This is a genomic window from Variovorax sp. PMC12, from assembly GCF_003019815.1.
In the GTDB taxonomy this organism is placed as follows: Bacteria; Pseudomonadota; Gammaproteobacteria; order Burkholderiales; family Burkholderiaceae_C; genus Variovorax.
In genome coordinates this window covers 1,586,626-1,600,872 of record NZ_CP027773.1, presented here as the reverse complement: position 1 = coordinate 1,600,872, position 14,247 = coordinate 1,586,626, and the positions used below count along the sequence as shown (strand labels likewise).

General features: G+C 68.2%; 16 protein-coding genes. 10 read left to right on the top strand and 6 right to left on the bottom strand.

Annotated elements, in window-relative coordinates; genetic code table 11:
* Positions 1-19: 19 nt before the first annotated feature.
* The 7 genes from C4F17_RS07440 to C4F17_RS07410 all read left to right on the top strand — a co-directional run bounded on the left by C4F17_RS07440 (position 20) and on the right by C4F17_RS07410 (position 5,876).
* Positions 20-787, top strand: coding sequence for an ABC transporter ATP-binding protein (locus tag C4F17_RS07440; protein WP_106934807.1), 768 nt, complete (start codon positions 20-22; stop codon positions 785-787).
* Positions 788-932: 145 nt separating this feature from the next.
* Positions 933-1,661 (top strand): ABC transporter ATP-binding protein, encoded by a 729-nt coding sequence (locus C4F17_RS07435; RefSeq protein ID WP_106934806.1) that lies wholly within the window; start codon positions 933-935, stop codon positions 1,659-1,661.
* A complete protein-coding gene (locus tag C4F17_RS07430) occupies positions 1,658-2,638 on the top strand; it encodes a branched-chain amino acid ABC transporter permease (protein WP_081270895.1) in 981 nt (326 codons plus the stop codon). The genes C4F17_RS07435 and C4F17_RS07430 overlap by 4 nt, the downstream gene beginning before the upstream one ends.
* Before the next feature lie 16 nt (positions 2,639-2,654).
* Positions 2,655-3,722, top strand: coding sequence for a branched-chain amino acid ABC transporter permease (locus tag C4F17_RS07425; RefSeq protein WP_106937474.1), 1,068 nt, complete (start codon positions 2,655-2,657; stop codon positions 3,720-3,722).
* Entirely contained in the window at positions 3,719-4,612 is an 894-nt protein-coding gene (locus C4F17_RS07420; RefSeq protein WP_106934805.1) for an alpha/beta fold hydrolase, read from the top strand. The genes C4F17_RS07425 and C4F17_RS07420 overlap by 4 nt, the downstream gene beginning before the upstream one ends.
* Positions 4,613-4,668: 56 nt before the next feature.
* The gene (locus C4F17_RS07415) at positions 4,669-5,175 is read left to right on the top strand and encodes a DUF1993 domain-containing protein (RefSeq protein ID WP_106937473.1); all 507 of its coding nucleotides are present in this window, start codon (positions 4,669-4,671) and stop codon (positions 5,173-5,175) included.
* Between the two features lie 137 nt (positions 5,176-5,312).
* On the top strand, positions 5,313-5,876 hold the full coding sequence (locus C4F17_RS07410; protein WP_106937472.1) for a thioredoxin family protein: 564 nt from the start codon (positions 5,313-5,315) through the stop codon (positions 5,874-5,876).
* A gap of 7 nt (positions 5,877-5,883) precedes the next feature.
* Here C4F17_RS07410 and hemH read toward each other — a convergent pair whose 3' ends face one another.
* Entirely contained in the window at positions 5,884-6,915 is a 1,032-nt protein-coding gene (hemH, locus tag C4F17_RS07405) for a ferrochelatase (protein WP_081270892.1), read from the bottom strand.
* Positions 6,916-6,930: 15 nt separating this feature from the next.
* Here hemH and C4F17_RS07400 point away from each other — a divergent pair, with 15 nt between their 5' ends.
* Positions 6,931-7,662 (top strand): HAD family hydrolase, encoded by a 732-nt coding sequence (locus tag C4F17_RS07400; RefSeq protein WP_106934804.1) that lies wholly within the window; start codon positions 6,931-6,933, stop codon positions 7,660-7,662.
* Between the two features lie 4 nt (positions 7,663-7,666).
* On the opposite strand, the gene C4F17_RS07395 is transcribed toward C4F17_RS07400, so the two are convergent.
* Positions 7,667-7,972 (bottom strand): NIPSNAP family protein, encoded by a 306-nt coding sequence (locus C4F17_RS07395; RefSeq protein ID WP_081270890.1) that lies wholly within the window; start codon positions 7,970-7,972, stop codon positions 7,667-7,669.
* A 119-nt stretch (positions 7,973-8,091) separates the two neighbouring features.
* Between C4F17_RS07395 and C4F17_RS07390 the strand changes: the two genes are divergently transcribed.
* Positions 8,092-8,736, top strand: coding sequence for a LysE family translocator (locus C4F17_RS07390; RefSeq protein ID WP_106934803.1), 645 nt, complete (start codon positions 8,092-8,094; stop codon positions 8,734-8,736).
* A 16-nt stretch (positions 8,737-8,752) separates the two neighbouring features.
* On the opposite strand, the gene C4F17_RS07385 is transcribed toward C4F17_RS07390, so the two are convergent.
* The 4 genes from C4F17_RS07385 to hpnC form a co-directional block, all read right to left on the bottom strand.
* Positions 8,753-9,061, bottom strand: a complete 309-nt coding sequence (locus C4F17_RS07385; protein WP_106934802.1) for a hypothetical protein — start codon at positions 9,059-9,061, stop codon at positions 8,753-8,755.
* Positions 9,058-10,314, bottom strand: a complete 1,257-nt coding sequence (hpnE, locus tag C4F17_RS07380) for a hydroxysqualene dehydroxylase HpnE (protein ID WP_106934801.1) — start codon at positions 10,312-10,314, stop codon at positions 9,058-9,060. Before hpnE ends, C4F17_RS07385 begins: the two co-directional genes overlap by 4 nt.
* Positions 10,315-10,441: 127 nt before the next feature.
* Positions 10,442-11,281, bottom strand: coding sequence for a presqualene diphosphate synthase HpnD (gene hpnD, locus C4F17_RS07375; protein ID WP_106934800.1), 840 nt, complete (start codon positions 11,279-11,281; stop codon positions 10,442-10,444).
* Positions 11,278-12,192: a squalene synthase HpnC gene (gene hpnC, locus C4F17_RS07370; RefSeq protein ID WP_106934799.1), complete on the bottom strand. Its 915-nt coding sequence runs from the start codon at positions 12,190-12,192 to the stop codon at positions 11,278-11,280. The genes hpnD and hpnC overlap by 4 nt, the downstream gene beginning before the upstream one ends.
* Before the next feature lie 153 nt (positions 12,193-12,345).
* Between hpnC and C4F17_RS07365 the strand changes: the two genes are divergently transcribed.
* Positions 12,346-14,190, top strand: coding sequence for a potassium transporter Kup (locus C4F17_RS07365; protein ID WP_106934798.1), 1,845 nt, complete (start codon positions 12,346-12,348; stop codon positions 14,188-14,190).
* Positions 14,191-14,247 lie beyond the last annotated feature (57 nt).

The window sequence follows — 14,247 nt, the reverse complement described above, 5'->3', positions numbered from 1 at the left end:
TGATTCGCAATGACCAAAGATGCTTGAGACCCGAGATCTGACCATCCGCTTCGGTGGGCACGTGGCCGTCAACAATGTGAGCTGCGCTTTCGCGCCGGGCACGCTGACGGCCATCGTGGGCCCCAACGGCGCGGGCAAGACCACCTACTTCAACCTGATCTCGGGCCAGCTCAAGGCGAGCGCCGGCACGGTGTCGCTCGACGGGCAGCCGCTGTCGGGCCTGTCGCCGTCCGCGCGCACGCACGCGGGGCTGGGGCGGGCCTTCCAGCTCACCAACCTGTTCCCGAACCTCACCGTGCTGGAGAACGTGCGCCTGGCGGTGCAGGCCACGCGCGAGGGCGCGCACCGGCGGGGGCTCAATCTTTGGAGCATCTGGAGCGACCACCAGGCGCTGACCGAGCGCGCCGACCAGATCCTGGCCGACGTGGCGCTGGAATCGCGCGAACACGCGACGGTGGCCAGCCTGCCGCACGGCGACCAGCGCAAGCTGGAAGTGGCATTGCTGATGGCGCTGGAGCCCAAGGTCTTCATGTTCGACGAGCCCACGGCCGGCATGAACGCGGCCGAGGCGCCCGTCATCCTCGACCTGATCCGCAAGCTCAAGCAGGACAAGACCAAGACCATCCTGCTGGTCGAACACAAGATGGACGTGGTGCGCGAACTGGCCGACCGCATCATCGTGCTGCACAACGGCACGCTGGTGGCCGACGGCGAACCGGCCGAGGTGATCGCCTCGCCGGTGGTGCAGGAGGCCTACCTGGGCGTGGCGAAGGAGGTGGCTGCATGACGCGCGTGCCGATGAATTCGAGTTTCTCCCTCCCCTCCCGGGGGAGGGCCGGGGTGGGGGCTCGCGGCCTCCACACCACCGCAGCCTTGCAGGCGCCGCTTGCCCCCATCCCGACCTTCCCCCGGAAGGGGAAGGAGCAAGACCGATGACAACTCAGAACCTGTTGAGTCTCGAAGGCGTGCACACGCACATCGGGGCGTATCACATCCTGCACGGCGTGGACCTGGCCGTGCCGCGTGGTCAGCTCACGATGCTGCTGGGCCGCAACGGCGCGGGCAAGACGACCACGCTGCGAACCATCATGGGCCTGTGGCATGCGTCGCAGGGCAGGGTGCGCTTCGGTGACAAGGAAATCACCGCCCAGCACACGCCGCAGATCGCCGGCCTGGGCATTGCCTACGTGCCCGAGAACATGGGCATCTTCTCCGACCTCACGGTGAAGGAGAACATGCTGCTGGCCGCGCGTGGCGCCAAGAACGCGCAGCAGATCGACGACACGCGCCTGAAGTGGATCTTCAAGCTCTTCCCCGCGGTCGAGAAATTCTGGAACCACCCGGCGGGCAAGCTGTCGGGCGGGCAGAAGCAGATGCTGGCCGTGTCTCGCGCCATCGTGGAGCCGCGCGAGCTGCTCATCATCGACGAACCCAGCAAGGGCCTGGCGCCCGTGATGATCAACAACATGATCGATGCCTTCGCCGAGCTCAAGCGCAGCGGCGTGACCATCCTGCTGGTCGAGCAAAACATCAACTTCGCCCAGCGCCTGGGCGACACCGTCGCGGTGATGGACAACGGCCGCGTGGTGCACGCGGGCTCCATGGCGGAGTTCTCCGCCGACGCGCAACTGCAGCAATCGCTGCTCGGACTGGCTCTATGAAACTCGACTTCGACTGGAAGCCGCTGCTGCTGGCCCCGGTGCTGGCGCTCGCCGCGCTGCCGCTGACCGGCTCCTTCTCCACCTGGCTCACGCTCACCGTGGCGGGCCTGGCCATGGGCATGATCATCTTCATCATCGCCTCGGGCCTCACGCTCGTGTTCGGCCTGATGGACGTGCTGAACTTCGGCCACGGCGTGTTCATTGCGCTGGGCGCCTTCGTGGCGAGCAGCGTGCTCGGCCTGATGGGCGACTGGACCGGTTCGGGCGAGCTGTGGCGCAACCTCGTGGCGGTGTTCCCCGCCATGCTGGTCGCGATGCTCGTGGCCGGCGCGGTGGGGCTGGCCTTCGAGCGCTTCATCGTGCGGCCTGTGTACGGCCAGCATCTGAAGCAGATCCTCATCACGATGGGCGGCATGATCATCGGCGAGGAGCTCATCAAGGTGATCTGGGGCCCGGCGCAGGTTCCGCTGCCGCTGCCCGAGGCCCTGCGCGGCTCGCTGCTGGTGGGCGATGCGGCCATCAGCAAGTACCGCCTGCTTGCGGTGGCCGTGGGCGTGGTGGTGTTCGGCGTGCTCGCTTGGACGCTGGGCCGCACCAAGATCGGCCTGCTCATCCGCGCCGGCGTGCAGGACCGCGAGATGGTCGAGTCGCTGGGCTACCGCATCGGCCGGCTGTTCGTCGGGGTGTTCGTGGTGGGCAGCGCGCTGGCCGGCTTGGGCGGCGTGATGTGGGGGCTGTTCCAGCAGAACCTGGTGCCGCAGATGGGCGCGCAGGTCAACGTGCTGATCTTCATCGTCATCATCATCGGCGGGCTGGGCTCGACGGGCGGTGCGCTCATCGGCGCGCTGCTGGTGGGGCTGATGACCAACTACATCGGCTTCCTGCTGCCCACGCTCACGCAGTTCGCGAGCATCTTCCTGATGGTCGCCGTGCTGCTGTGGCGTCCGCAGGGTGTGTACCCCGTGGCGAACCGCTGAGAAGGAGAAAGCCGCCGTGTTCCTGAAACGACTTCTCTCCAACGACATGCCGCGCAGCCGCCTTCTGGCGCTGCTGCTGGTGGTGCTGTTCCTTGCGCTGGCGTTCGCGCCTTTCATCTTCCCGGGCGTGAAGGCGCTGAGCGTCGCGGCCAAGATCCTGGTGTTCGTGGTGCTGGTGGCCAGCTTCGATCTGTTGCTGGGCTACACCGGCATCGTGAGCTTCGCGCACACGATGTTCTTCGGCATCGGTGCCTATGGCATCGCCATCTCGGCCTCGCGGCTCGGGCCCAACTGGGGCGCGGTGCTGGTGGGGCTGGGCGCGTCGCTGGCGGTCTCGCTGGTGCTGTCGTTCGCCATCGGGCTGTTCTCGCTGCGGGTGCGCGCGATCTTCTTCGCGATGATCACGCTGGCCGTGGCCTCGGCGTTCCAGACGCTGGCCTCGCAGCTGTCGGACTTCACCGGCGGCGAAGACGGCCTGACCTTCAAGCTGCCCGAGCTGATCTCGCCGAGCTTCGAGTTCTCCGAGGAGCCTTTCCTCGGCGTGTCGCTCGACGGCCGGCTGCTGTGCTACTACCTGCTTTTCGTGGCGGCGGTGGTGCTGGTGCTGGCGCTGCTGCGCATCGTGAATTCTCCGTTCGGCCGCGTGCTGCAGGCGATCCGCGAGAACGAGTTCCGCGCCGAGGCCATCGGTTACCGCGTGGTGGTGTACCGCACCACGGCCGCCGTGCTGTCGGCGCTCTTCGCCACGCTGGCCGGCGCGATGCTGGCGATCTGGCTGCGCTACAACGGGCCCGACACCTCGCTGAGCTTCGAGATCATGATCGACGTGCTGCTCATCGTGGTGATCGGCGGCATGGGCACCATCTACGGCGCGGCCATCGGCGCGGTGCTGTTCGTCATTGCGCAGAGTTACCTGCAGGACCTGCTGCGCATCGGCAACGAGGCCGCGAGCGGCCTGCCTTGGCTGGCCGCGCTGCTGTCGCCCGACCGCTGGCTGCTGTGGCTCGGCGTGCTTTTCGTGCTGTCCGTCTATTACTTTCCCACCGGCATCGTCGGCAAACTGCGAGCAAGGGCTGCGCGATGAGCGACAACAACAACAATCAGATTCCACTCTCGCGCTATGCGCAGCTCGCGGGCCGCGAGATCCACTGGCTTGAGTGGGGCGCCGAAGACGCACCCGTGGTCATCGCCTGGCACGGACTGGCGCGCACCGGCCGCGACATGGACGAGCTGGCGCAGCACTTCGCCTCGCGCGGCTTCCGCGTGATCTGCCCCGACACCATTGGCCGCGGCCTGAGCCAATGGAGCCCGCTGCCCGACGAGGAATACAAGCTGTCGTTCTACGCACGCATCGCCAACGCGCTGTGCGACGAACTGCGGCTGGGGCGTGTGCACTGGGTCGGCACCTCGATGGGCGGTGCCATCGGCACGGTCTGCGCGTCGGGGCTGTTCGAGCCGCGCATGAAGGCGCGCATCGCGAGCCTGGTGCTCAACGACAACGCGCCCGAACTGGCCCAGCCCGCCATCGAGCGCATCCGCGCCTACGCGGGCCAGCCGCCCGCGTTCGACACCGTGGCCGAGCTGGAGGCGTTCTTTCGCACCGTCTACAAGCCCTACGGCTGGCTCAGCGATGCGCAATGGCGCCGTTTGACCGAAAGCTCCACGCGCCGGCTGTCCGACGGCCGCGTCACGCCGCACTACGACCCGGCCATGGTCCGGCAGTTCAGCGCGCACGACAACGACTACCTGATCTGGCCGCACTACGACGCCATCGAGGTGCCTGTGCTGTGCCTGCGCGGCGTGGAGTCCGACCTGGTGCTGCCCGAAGTGGTCGAGCAGATGCGCCGGCGCGGTCCCGGCGCGGCCGGCCGGCTGCAGGTGATCGAAGTGCCTGCCTGCGGCCACGCGCCGGCGCTCAACGTGCCCGAACAACTGGAGCCGATCGAAGGGTTTATCCGCGCGGCCGGTCGTTGAAGCCCCGGCGGCAGGACAATCGCCGCCGCTTCAACCACAACAAGGCCTCGACCATCATGGCGCTCTCTCTGTACGACCTGTCGGTGCCCGTCTTCGCACGCGGACTCGGCCAACTCACCCATCTGCTCGACAAGGGCCTGGCGCACGCTAAGGCCAACGGCATCGACCCGGCCACGCTGGTCGAGGCGCGCCTGGCGCCCGACATGCTCACCCTGGCCGGCCAGATCCAGCGCGCCAGCGATGCCTCGAAGCTGGGCACGGCCCGCATCGCCGGCATCACCGCGCCGAGCTTTCCCGACGAGGAAAAGACCTGGGACGACCTGCTCGCCCGCATCGCGAAGACGCAGGACTTCCTCGCGAGCGTGGACCGCGCGCTGATCGACGGCCAGGAAGAGCGTCCCGTGACCATCAAGGCGCGCGAAGGCGAGGCGCATTTCACCGCGCAGCGCTACCTGCTGCAGTTCGCGCTGCCCAACTTCTTCTTCCATGTGACCACGGCCTACGACGTGCTGCGCCACAAGGGCATCCCGATCGGCAAGATGGATTACCTCGGCAAGTTCTGAGTCGCTCCCGGCCTTCACGCCGCCGGGACAAAGTTCAAATTGCCGTGACACATGCGCACGCCCGGGATGCGCCGCAAACAATCGCGCCTGACCGCTGTCGGTCTGACACAAGGAACGGGGTTGCGATCATGAAGAACATGCTGTCCAGGAGAGCGTTCTCGGGGCTCGCCGCGGGGGCGTCGGCCCTGGCTGCGGCGGCCGGTGGCGGGTGGCCGGTACGCAGTGCCCTGGCCGCGTCGCCGGGCCTGCGCGACTACGGCAAGGCCCCCGAGTTCGCGGGCATCGACAAGTGGCTCAACTCGGAGCCGCTCACGCTGAAGAGGCTGGCCGGGCAGGTGGTGCTGGTCGACTTCTGGACCTACTCGTGCATCAACTGCATCCGCACGCTGCCGCACGTGGTGAGCTGGTACGAGAAGTACAAGGACCAGGGCTTCGTGGTGGTGGGCGTGCACTCGCCCGAATTCGCCTATGAGAAGCTCACGCGCAACGTGGAAGATGCGATCCGGCGCTTCAACATTCGCTATCCGGTGGCGCAGGACAACGCCTTTGCCACCTGGAAGGCCTACGACAACCAGTACTGGCCGGCCTTCTACCTGGTCGACAGCAAGGGTCAGGTGATGCGGCAGCACTTCGGCGAGGGCGAATACGCCGAGATGGAAGCCGCGATCCAGGCGCTGCTGGCGCGCAAATCGGCGGGCTGAAGCCGCTTCAGCGCGCGGTCGACTGCGTGGGCCAGCCCGCCAGGTTGCGCTCGGCAATGCCCGCGAGCGCGGTGATCCATGCCGGGCTGTCGTTCAGGCACGGGATATAGCTGAATGTCTTGCCGCCCGCGTGCATGAAGGCCTCGCGGCCTTCCATGGCGATTTCCTCGAGCGTTTCGAGGCAGTCGGCCGGGAAGCCGGGGCACACCACGTCGACGCGCTGGATGCCGGAGGCACCGAGTTCGCGCAGCGTGGGTTCGGTGTAGGGCTCGAGCCACTTGGCGCGGCCGAAGCGCGACTGGAAGGTGACGCGGTGCTGCGCCGCCGAAAGGCCCAGTCGCTCTGCGAGCAGGCGCGCGGTTTCCAGGCATTGAGACTGGTACGGATCGCCGAGCGCGATGTTGCGCGCGGGAATGCCGTGGAAGCTCATCAGCAGCACCTCGCCGCGGCCTTCGGTCTTCCAGTGTTTCTCGATGCCTTGGGCCAGCGCCTCGATGTAGGCCGGGTCGTCGTGGAAGTCATTCACGAAGCGGAACTCCGGCAGGCGGCGTTGCTTGCGGCTCCAGTCGTTCACCGCGTCGATCACGCTGGCCGTTGTGGTGGCCGAGTATTGCGGGTAGGCCTGCAGCACCAGCACGCGGGTGACGCCCTCGGCCTGCAGCGCGTCGAGGCGCGAGGCGATCGACGGGTTGGCGTAGCGCATCGCGTCGCGCACCGTCACGCGGTGGCCGCGCTCACCGAGCCAGCCCGCCAGCAGCGTGGCCTGCTTCTGGGTGAACACCTTGAGCGGCGAGCCCTCGGGCATCCAGATGCTCGCGTACTTGGCGGCCGACTTGGCCGGGCGCACGCGCAGGATGATGCCGTGCAGGATGAGCGCCCAGATCGCCCTGGGAATCTCGACCACGCGCGGGTCGCCCAGGAAGTCTGCGAGGTAGGGGCGCACGGCGGCGGCGGTCGGTGCATCGGGCGAACCCAGGTTGCACCAGAGCACGGCGGTGCGCGGGGTGCCCGGCGGGGCGTTCTCGGGATGTGGAGGCATGCGATATTCTCGGTCATGACCTCCGCTTCGACGGCGCCAGCAGGCGCCGAACCCCTCGACCTCCAACGTATTTCCGCGATCTCGCTCGACCTCGACGACACGCTGTGGCCGATCTGGCCGACCATCGAGCGCGCAGAGGGCGTGCTCCAGGAATGGCTGCTGCGCGAGGCGCCCAAGACGGCCTCGCTGCTGCTGACGCCCGGCATTCTTCGCGAACTGCGCGAAGCCACGGCCAAGGAACGCTCCGACCTTGCGCACGACCTGAGCGCGCTGCGCCGGGAGTCGATCCGCACCGCGCTCAAGCGCGCGGGCGAAGACCCGGCGCTGGCCGATCCGGCCTTCGAGGCGTTCTTCGAAGAGCGCCAGCGCGTGACGCTGTATGAAGACGCGCTGCCCGCACTCAAGTGGCTCAGCGAACGCTATCCGCTGGTGGCCATCTCGAACGGCAACGCCGACATCCACAAGACCGGCGTCGGCCGATGGTTCCGCACCGCCTTCAATGCGCGGGCCTTCGGCAGCGGCAAGCCGCATGCGCCCATCTTCCGTGCCGCCGCGGCATCGGTCGGCTTCCTGCCCAAGGACGTGCTGCACGTGGGCGACGACGCCGAGCTCGACGTGGTCGGCGCGCTCAATGCCGGCATGCAGGCCGCCTGGCTCGTGCGCGACGAGCGGCCCTGGGTGCACGACGCCCGGCCGCAGCTGATCGTGCCGAACCTGCACGCGCTGTGCGTTGCGCTCGGCGCCTGAGGCCTTACTTGAATACCGGGCGGAAGAAGCTGCGTTCGTAACTCAGGATGCAGCGGGTTTCTTCCGCGTACTTGAAGGCGGCCTGGCATTCCGGGTCCTGCATCGAGTCGGCGCGGTACTTTTCGTAGGCGGCCAGGCTCGGGAAGGTGAACATCGCCAGCGCGACGTTGTTCGTGCCTTCCGAGGGCAGGAAGTAGCCGTGGTGCTGGCCGCCGAACTTCTCGACCAGCGGGATCCAGAGCCTGCCGTAGTGCTCGAACTCCTTGAGCTTGTAGGCGTCGACGATGTAGCGCAGGTAGCAGGTGACCATGGGTGGGGTTCCGGGAGTGAGAGGGTATTGGCGCGGCGTCTGCGCCGATTCGCGGGGCTGACTATAGTTTCCCGTCGTCCTCAACTTCTTGCGGCCTCGCGCCGGGCAGGAACCCCAAAGTGCATTTCTCGAACTGGCTCGTCTTCTGCGGCGTCACGCTGCTCGTCGCCTTCACGCCCGGACCGGCGGTGTTGCTCGCGGTCTCGAACTCGATGAGCGTGGGCCCGCGACGCGCGATGATCAGCTCGCTCGGCAATGCGACGGGGCTGTTCATGGTGTCGGCCGCGGCCATGGCCGGGCTGGGCGTGGTGCTCTCGACCTCCGCCCATGCCTTCATGCTGCTGAAGTTGGCCGGCGCGGCTTACCTGATCTACCTGGGCATCAAGCAGTGGCGCAGCCAGGGCAGCGTGTTCGCCGACCTGCAGGGCGCGCCGGCCGGTGCGGTGCCGCGTTCGGGCCTGCGCCTGTTCGGCAACGGCCTGACGGTGGCGCTGACCAACCCGAAGGGCATTCTTTTCTTCTCCGCGCTGTTCCCGCAATTCCTGACGCAGGACGCGCCGCTGGCCATGCAGTTCGTGGTGCTGACGACCACCTTCGCGACCGCCTCGGTGCTGTCGCATGCGTTCTACGTGCTGCTGGCGCGACTTCTGCGCAAGCAGCTCTCGGATCCGCGCCGCACGCGGCTGTTCAACAAGGTGTCGGGCGGGGCCTTCGTGCTGCTGGGCCTGAGCCTGCTGCGGTTGCGCAACAAGACAGCCGCCTGAGCTTCCTGTCGGGCGGTCAGTCGAGCGCGAACTGCTCGCGCAGCGCCGCGCAGAAGTCTGCGGTGCCGCTGAGCGAGAGGGTGACGGTGTCGAAGCGCGGGTTTTCTTCGCGCGTTTCCTGCAGGTCGTAGTCCCACATGGCGCCTTCGTCGAGGGCGCCGCGTACGTGCGGGAACGTGGCCTCGGCCCACGCCAGCACGACGGCAATCTCTTGCTTGACCTCGGGCGTCTTCTCGGGCGTGGTCGACGCCATCGCGTCGAAGGTGCCGTGGCCTTCGGTGTCTTCGCTGTAGTCGAAGTCGAGGTAGCGCAGTTCGGTGGTCATGGGGTCATTGCCTTTGCGGCGGCGAGGCCGCTGAGGACGGCGCCTTCGAGCGTGGCCGGGTAGGGGCCTTCGGTGTAGTCGCCGCAGGCCTGCAGGCCGGGCACGATGGCCGACGGAGGCCTGGCGAGGGCGGGTGTGCAGGCGAAGGTGGCGCGTTTCTCGACCACGGTCTGCACGAGCTGCAACCGCGTCTGGCCCAGTTGCTTGGCGGCCTGCGCGATCACCTGTTCTTCCAGCACTTCGCGCGAAGCCTCGTTGGCACTGACGACCATCGCGAGCACGCCTTGCATGCCGCCGAGCTGGCCCCGGTCGAAAGCGAACTGCGCGGGGGCGGTGGCCGGGTCGCTGCGCAGCGCCAGCATCGGTTCGGCCAGCGGCGAGGCGCCGCGCACATAGACGGTGGCAATGGCCTCGAAGCGCAGGGCCTCGGTGGTTGCGCACCAGGCATCCGCCTGCAGGCCGGATGCACGCACCAGCCGGGCGGCGTCCCACGGCGCGCAGGCCAGCACGACCTGGTCGAAGATTTCATCGTCGACGCGCCACCGGCCGCCCTCGGATGCGATGGCGCGCACGCGGGTGCCGATGCGCACCTGCGCGCCCTGTGCGGTCAGCCACCGGATGGCCGCGTCGGGAAGCAGCGCGCCCAGGTCGGCACGGGGCAGCAGCAGGTCGGCGCCGCCGCTGCCGCTGAAGAGGGCATCCTTCAGCACGCGCAGGAACACTTCGCCGCTCGACTGCCCCACGGGTGTGTTGAGCGCCGACACGCACAGCGGCTCGATCAGCTCCTTCATCACGCGCGGGGTGAGGCCGGCGCACAGGTCGGCGACCGTGGCGCTGTCGGTGCAGCGAAAGCCCGAAAGGCGCCAGCCGATGGCGGTGCGCAGCAGCGACGACTTGTCGCGCCATGTCCAGCCGCGCGCGCCGAAGATGCCGGCCAGCAGGTCGAGCGGCGCGGGCAGCCGCGGCAGCTTGAGCCCGCCACCGTCCGCAAAGCGCAGCGACAGCGGCAGGCGCAGCAGCACGCCGTCGACATCCACGCCGACATCGCGCATCAGCTTCAGCGTGGCGGTGTATGCGCCGATCAGGATGTGCTGCCCGTTGTCGAGCGCCAGCCCGTGCATGTCGTCGACGCGCCGCGCGCGGCCGCCGGGCATGTGCGCAGCTTCGAACAGCGTGACGGCATGCCCGAGCCGCGTGGCCTCGACCGCGCAGGCCAGGCCGGCCCAGCCGGCGCCGATGACGGCTGTTTTCATGCGCGCAGTGCCGCTGGCGTGGGGCCATTTCCAGGAACACCGAGGAGCCGGCTCTGCCGGGCCTCGGGTGTTGCCCCCGGTAGGGGGGTGGCGAAGCGACACGAAGTGCGCGAAGCCTGGGGGCGAGTCATATTCTGCCCAGCGCCTGGACTTTCCACGCCAGCCAGAACTTGCGCACCGGCGTCAGGCTTACGCGCTGGTTCAGCACCTGGAAATCGTCGCGTTCGATCTCGCGCAGCAGGGTGCGGTAGATGCTGGCCATCATGAGGCCCGGTTTCTGCGCGCGGCGGTCGGCCAGCGGGAGCAGGGCGAGCGCTTCGTCGTAGGCCGCGTGGGCGCGCGCGGCCTGGAACTTCATCAGCGCGACGAAGCGTTCCGAGTGCACGCGGTTCAGGATCTCGTGCGCCTTCACGTCGAACTTCTGCAGCTCGTTCACCGGCAGGTAGATGCGCCCGCGCAGGGCGTCTTCGCCCACGTCGCGCAGGATGTTGGTGAGCTGCAGCGCCAGGCCCAGCTTGTGGGCATAGGCGGTGGTCTGCGGATCGGTCTGGCCGAAGATGCGCGCCGCGACTTCGCCCACCACGCCGGCCACGAGGTGGCAGTAGCGCGCGAGTCCCTGGAAGTCGAGATAGCGGGTCTGGTCCAGGTCCATCTGGCAGCCGTCGATCACCTCGTTGAGCTGGCGCGCCTCGATGCCGTAGGCCGCGGCATGCGGCATCAGCGCTTGCATCACCGGGTGGCGGGGCGTACCCGCGAAAGACTGGGCCACCTCGGTGCGCCACCAGGCGAGCTTGGTGGCGGCCACGCCGGGATCGCTGACCTCGTCGACCACGTCGTCGACCTCGCGGCAGAACGCATAGAAAGCCGTGATCGCGGCGCGGCGCGGCTTGGGGAGGAACAGGAAGGCGTAATAGAAACTGCTGCCCGAGGCGGCGGCCTTGTCTTGCACGTATTGCTCGGGATTCATCGGGGAGGCGCTGCTTTCATGGGCCGTGATTGTCTCCGCATCCGCATGGCCTTCCAGAGCAGCAGGGGGGCATCGGCCTTGCCGACGGTGGGGCGCTGCGAGAAGGTGTCGAAGCCGAGGTCGACGATCTTGTCGAGGATGCGCAGCCCGCCTTGCACCACGAGCCGCAGTTCCCAGCCCGCGCGGCCGGGCAGCCGGTGCACCAGCGGCGCGCCTTCCGTCATGAGCTCGCGCGCCCAGTAAGACACCACTGCTATCAGATTGATAGCTTCCTGCGGCGGCGGGGCCGGCGACAGCGGCGCGAACACCTTGAAGTTCTCGCGCGTCAGGCTGCGCCGGTCGCAGTCGGTCAGCGGGAAATAGAAACGCCCGCGCGGCAGGTCGACGCTCGGGTCCTGCCAGAAATTGATGAGCTGCAGCGCGCTGCAGATGGCGTCGCTCTGCGCCAGCGCCTGCGCGTCGTGCACGCCGTAGAGGTGCAACAGCAGCCGGCCGACCGGGTTGGCGGAGCGGCGGCAGTAGTCGAGCAGCTCGGCGCGGTCGGCGTAGGTGCCGTGGTCGCGGGTTTTCTCGATGTCCTGCATGAAGGCGCTCAGCAGGTCGGCGAGCAGGTCTTCGGGCAGCTTGTGCTGCGCGATGCTGTGGGCCAGCGGGCCGAACACACGGGGCCAGCGCGATGACGGCAGCACCTCGCCCTGCGCGGCGGCAGCCAGTTCCTCTCGGTAGGCGCGCAGATCGGCCAGCCGCTGATCCGGCAAGGCCTCGCCTTCGTCGGCGATGTCGTCGGCGGTGCGCGCGAAGTGGTAGATCGCGGCAATGGGCGGGCGCAGGTGCGGCGGGCACAGCCAGGAGGCTACGGGGAAGTTCTCGTAGTGGGCCGGCGGGTTGGCAAGGTGGGGAGTGGCGGACACGCCACGATTGTCCGCGACGACGCAGCGCCCCGGCACTATGCTCGCAGCGTCGCCACTTTGAACTTCCTGCTTCTCATGAAAGCATCCGCACCGGCTTCCGGGTCCCAGGTTTCAGCGTACGGCGAGGCGGCGCACCCGGCGGGGCCGACGCTCATGATCGCCGCGCTGGGGGTGGTGTTCGGCGACATCGGCACTTCGCCGCTCTATGCCTTCAAGGAGACGATGAACCCCGAGCACGGCGTTCCGTTCTCGCCCGATTCGGTGCTGGGCCTGCTCTCGCTGATCTTCTGGGGGCTGATGTTCGTGGTCACGCTGAAGTACGTGGTGTTCGTGCTGCGTGCCGACCACGACGGCGAGGGCGGCATCCTGGCGCTGCAGGCGCTGGCGCGCAACGCGGTGTCGGGGCCGAAGACGAAGCCCTGGGTATGGAACGTGATCGGCATGCTTGGGCTGGTGGGCGCGGCCATGTTCTACGGCGACAGCCTGATCACGCCGGCCATCTCGGTGCTGTCGGCGGTCGAGGGCCTGGAGGTGCAGGCGCCGGTGCTGCAGAAGGCGGTGCTGCCGATCACGGTGGTCATTCTCATCGGGCTGTTCGCGGTGCAGAAGAAGGGCACGGGCGTGGTCGGCAAGGTGTTCGGGCCGGTCATGCTGCTGTGGTTCCTGATACTGGCCGCGGCCGGACTGTGGCAGGTGCTGCAGCAGCCGCAGGTGCTGGCGGCGCTCGATCCGCGCCGGGCGCTGGGCTTCCTGGTCGAGCACCGGGCGCAGTCGCTGGCGGTGCTGGGCGCGGTGTTCCTGGCCTTCACGGGCGGCGAGGCGCTGTATGCAGACATGGGGCACTTCGGCGCCAAGCCGATCCGGCTCGCATGGCTGTTCATCGCGCTGCCGGGGCTGGTGCTGAACTACTTCGGGCAGGGGGCGCTGGTGCTGGCCAACCCGGCGGCCATCGACAACCCGTTCTTCCGGCTCTTTCCCGCGTGGGGCGTGCTGCCGATGGTGGTGCTCGCGGCAATGGCCACGGTTATTGCATCGCAGGCCGTGATCTCGGGCGCCTTCTCGCTCACGGCGCAGGCGATGCGCATGGGCTACCTGCCGCGCATGCGGGTGATCCAGACCTCGGGCACGGCGATCGGGCAGATCTACGTGCCGACGGTGAACTGGCTGCTGATGGTGGGGGTGCTGCTGCTGGTGCTGGGCTTCCGCAGCTCGGGCGCGCTGTCGGCGGCCTACGGCATCGCCGTGTCGATCACCATGGTGACGACCACGCTGCTGGCCGGCATCGTGGCCTGGGGGCTGTGGCGCTGGAACAAGGTGGCGGTGGTGGTCGGCGTGGCGGCCTTCGCGGTGGTCGACCTGACCTTCGTGGTGGCCAACAGCCTGAAGATTGCCGAGGGCGGTTGGCTCACGCTGGCGGTGGCGGTCGTGGTGATGGTGGTCTTCACCACCTGGGCCAAGGGCCGCCGGCTGGGCCTGGAGGCAGCCGCAGCGGAGAGCCTGCCGCTGCGGCCCTTCATCGAGTCGCTGGCGCTGCACATGCCGCACCGGGTGAGCGGCACGGCGGTGTTCCTGAACCCCGACGCCACGGCGGTGCCGCATGCGCTGCTGCACAACCTCAAGCACAACCAGGTGCTGCATGAGCAGGTCATCGTGCTGCGCGTGCTGCCCTGCGACACGCCGCGTGTCGATGCGCGCAACCGCATCGAGGCCGAGCAGCTGATGGAGGGCATATGGGTGGTCACCGCGCGGCACGGCTTCATGGAGCGGCCCGACGTGCCCGAGTTCATCCGCATCCTGGCCTACCAGAAGACGCTGGCGATCGACTCGATGAAGACCTCGTACTTCGTCTCGCGCGCCTCGGTCGGCGAGGAGAACCTGCCGGGCCTGAACCCGATACGGCGCGCGCTGTTCGGCTGGCTGCAGCGCAATGCGGGCCGGGCATCGGACTATTTCGAGCTGCCGGACAACCGGCTGGTGGAGATGGGGCAGCGTACGTAGGCGGCGGCCGGAGCCCACATCGGGTTCTAGTGACCAGCGGGTCATTGACAGTGGTTC

What these genes read in the sequence shown, in the direction of transcription:
- C4F17_RS07440 (WP_106934807.1), top strand. Translation starts at nt 20, where the DNA reads ATGCTTGAGACCCGAGATCTGACCATCCGCTTCGGTGGGCACGTGGCC.
- C4F17_RS07435 (WP_106934806.1), top strand. Translation starts at nt 933, where the DNA reads ATGACAACTCAGAACCTGTTGAGTCTCGAAGGCGTGCACACGCACATC.
- C4F17_RS07430 (WP_081270895.1), top strand. Translation starts at nt 1,658, where the DNA reads ATGAAACTCGACTTCGACTGGAAGCCGCTGCTGCTGGCCCCGGTGCTG.
- C4F17_RS07420 (WP_106934805.1), top strand. Translation starts at nt 3,719, where the DNA reads ATGAGCGACAACAACAACAATCAGATTCCACTCTCGCGCTATGCGCAG.
- C4F17_RS07415 (WP_106937473.1), top strand. Translation starts at nt 4,669, where the DNA reads ATGGCGCTCTCTCTGTACGACCTGTCGGTGCCCGTCTTCGCACGCGGA.
- C4F17_RS07410 (WP_106937472.1), top strand. Translation starts at nt 5,313, where the DNA reads ATGCTGTCCAGGAGAGCGTTCTCGGGGCTCGCCGCGGGGGCGTCGGCC.
- hemH (WP_081270892.1), bottom strand. Translation starts at nt 6,915, where the DNA reads ATGCCTCCACATCCCGAGAACGCCCCGCCGGGCACCCCGCGCACCGCC.
- C4F17_RS07400 (WP_106934804.1), top strand. Translation starts at nt 6,931, where the DNA reads ATGACCTCCGCTTCGACGGCGCCAGCAGGCGCCGAACCCCTCGACCTC.
- C4F17_RS07395 (WP_081270890.1), bottom strand. Translation starts at nt 7,972, where the DNA reads ATGGTCACCTGCTACCTGCGCTACATCGTCGACGCCTACAAGCTCAAG.
- C4F17_RS07385 (WP_106934802.1), bottom strand. Translation starts at nt 9,061, where the DNA reads ATGACCACCGAACTGCGCTACCTCGACTTCGACTACAGCGAAGACACC.
- hpnE (WP_106934801.1), bottom strand. Translation starts at nt 10,314, where the DNA reads ATGAAAACAGCCGTCATCGGCGCCGGCTGGGCCGGCCTGGCCTGCGCG.
- hpnD (WP_106934800.1), bottom strand. Translation starts at nt 11,281, where the DNA reads ATGAATCCCGAGCAATACGTGCAAGACAAGGCCGCCGCCTCGGGCAGC.
- C4F17_RS07365 (WP_106934798.1), top strand. Translation starts at nt 12,346, where the DNA reads ATGATCGCCGCGCTGGGGGTGGTGTTCGGCGACATCGGCACTTCGCCG.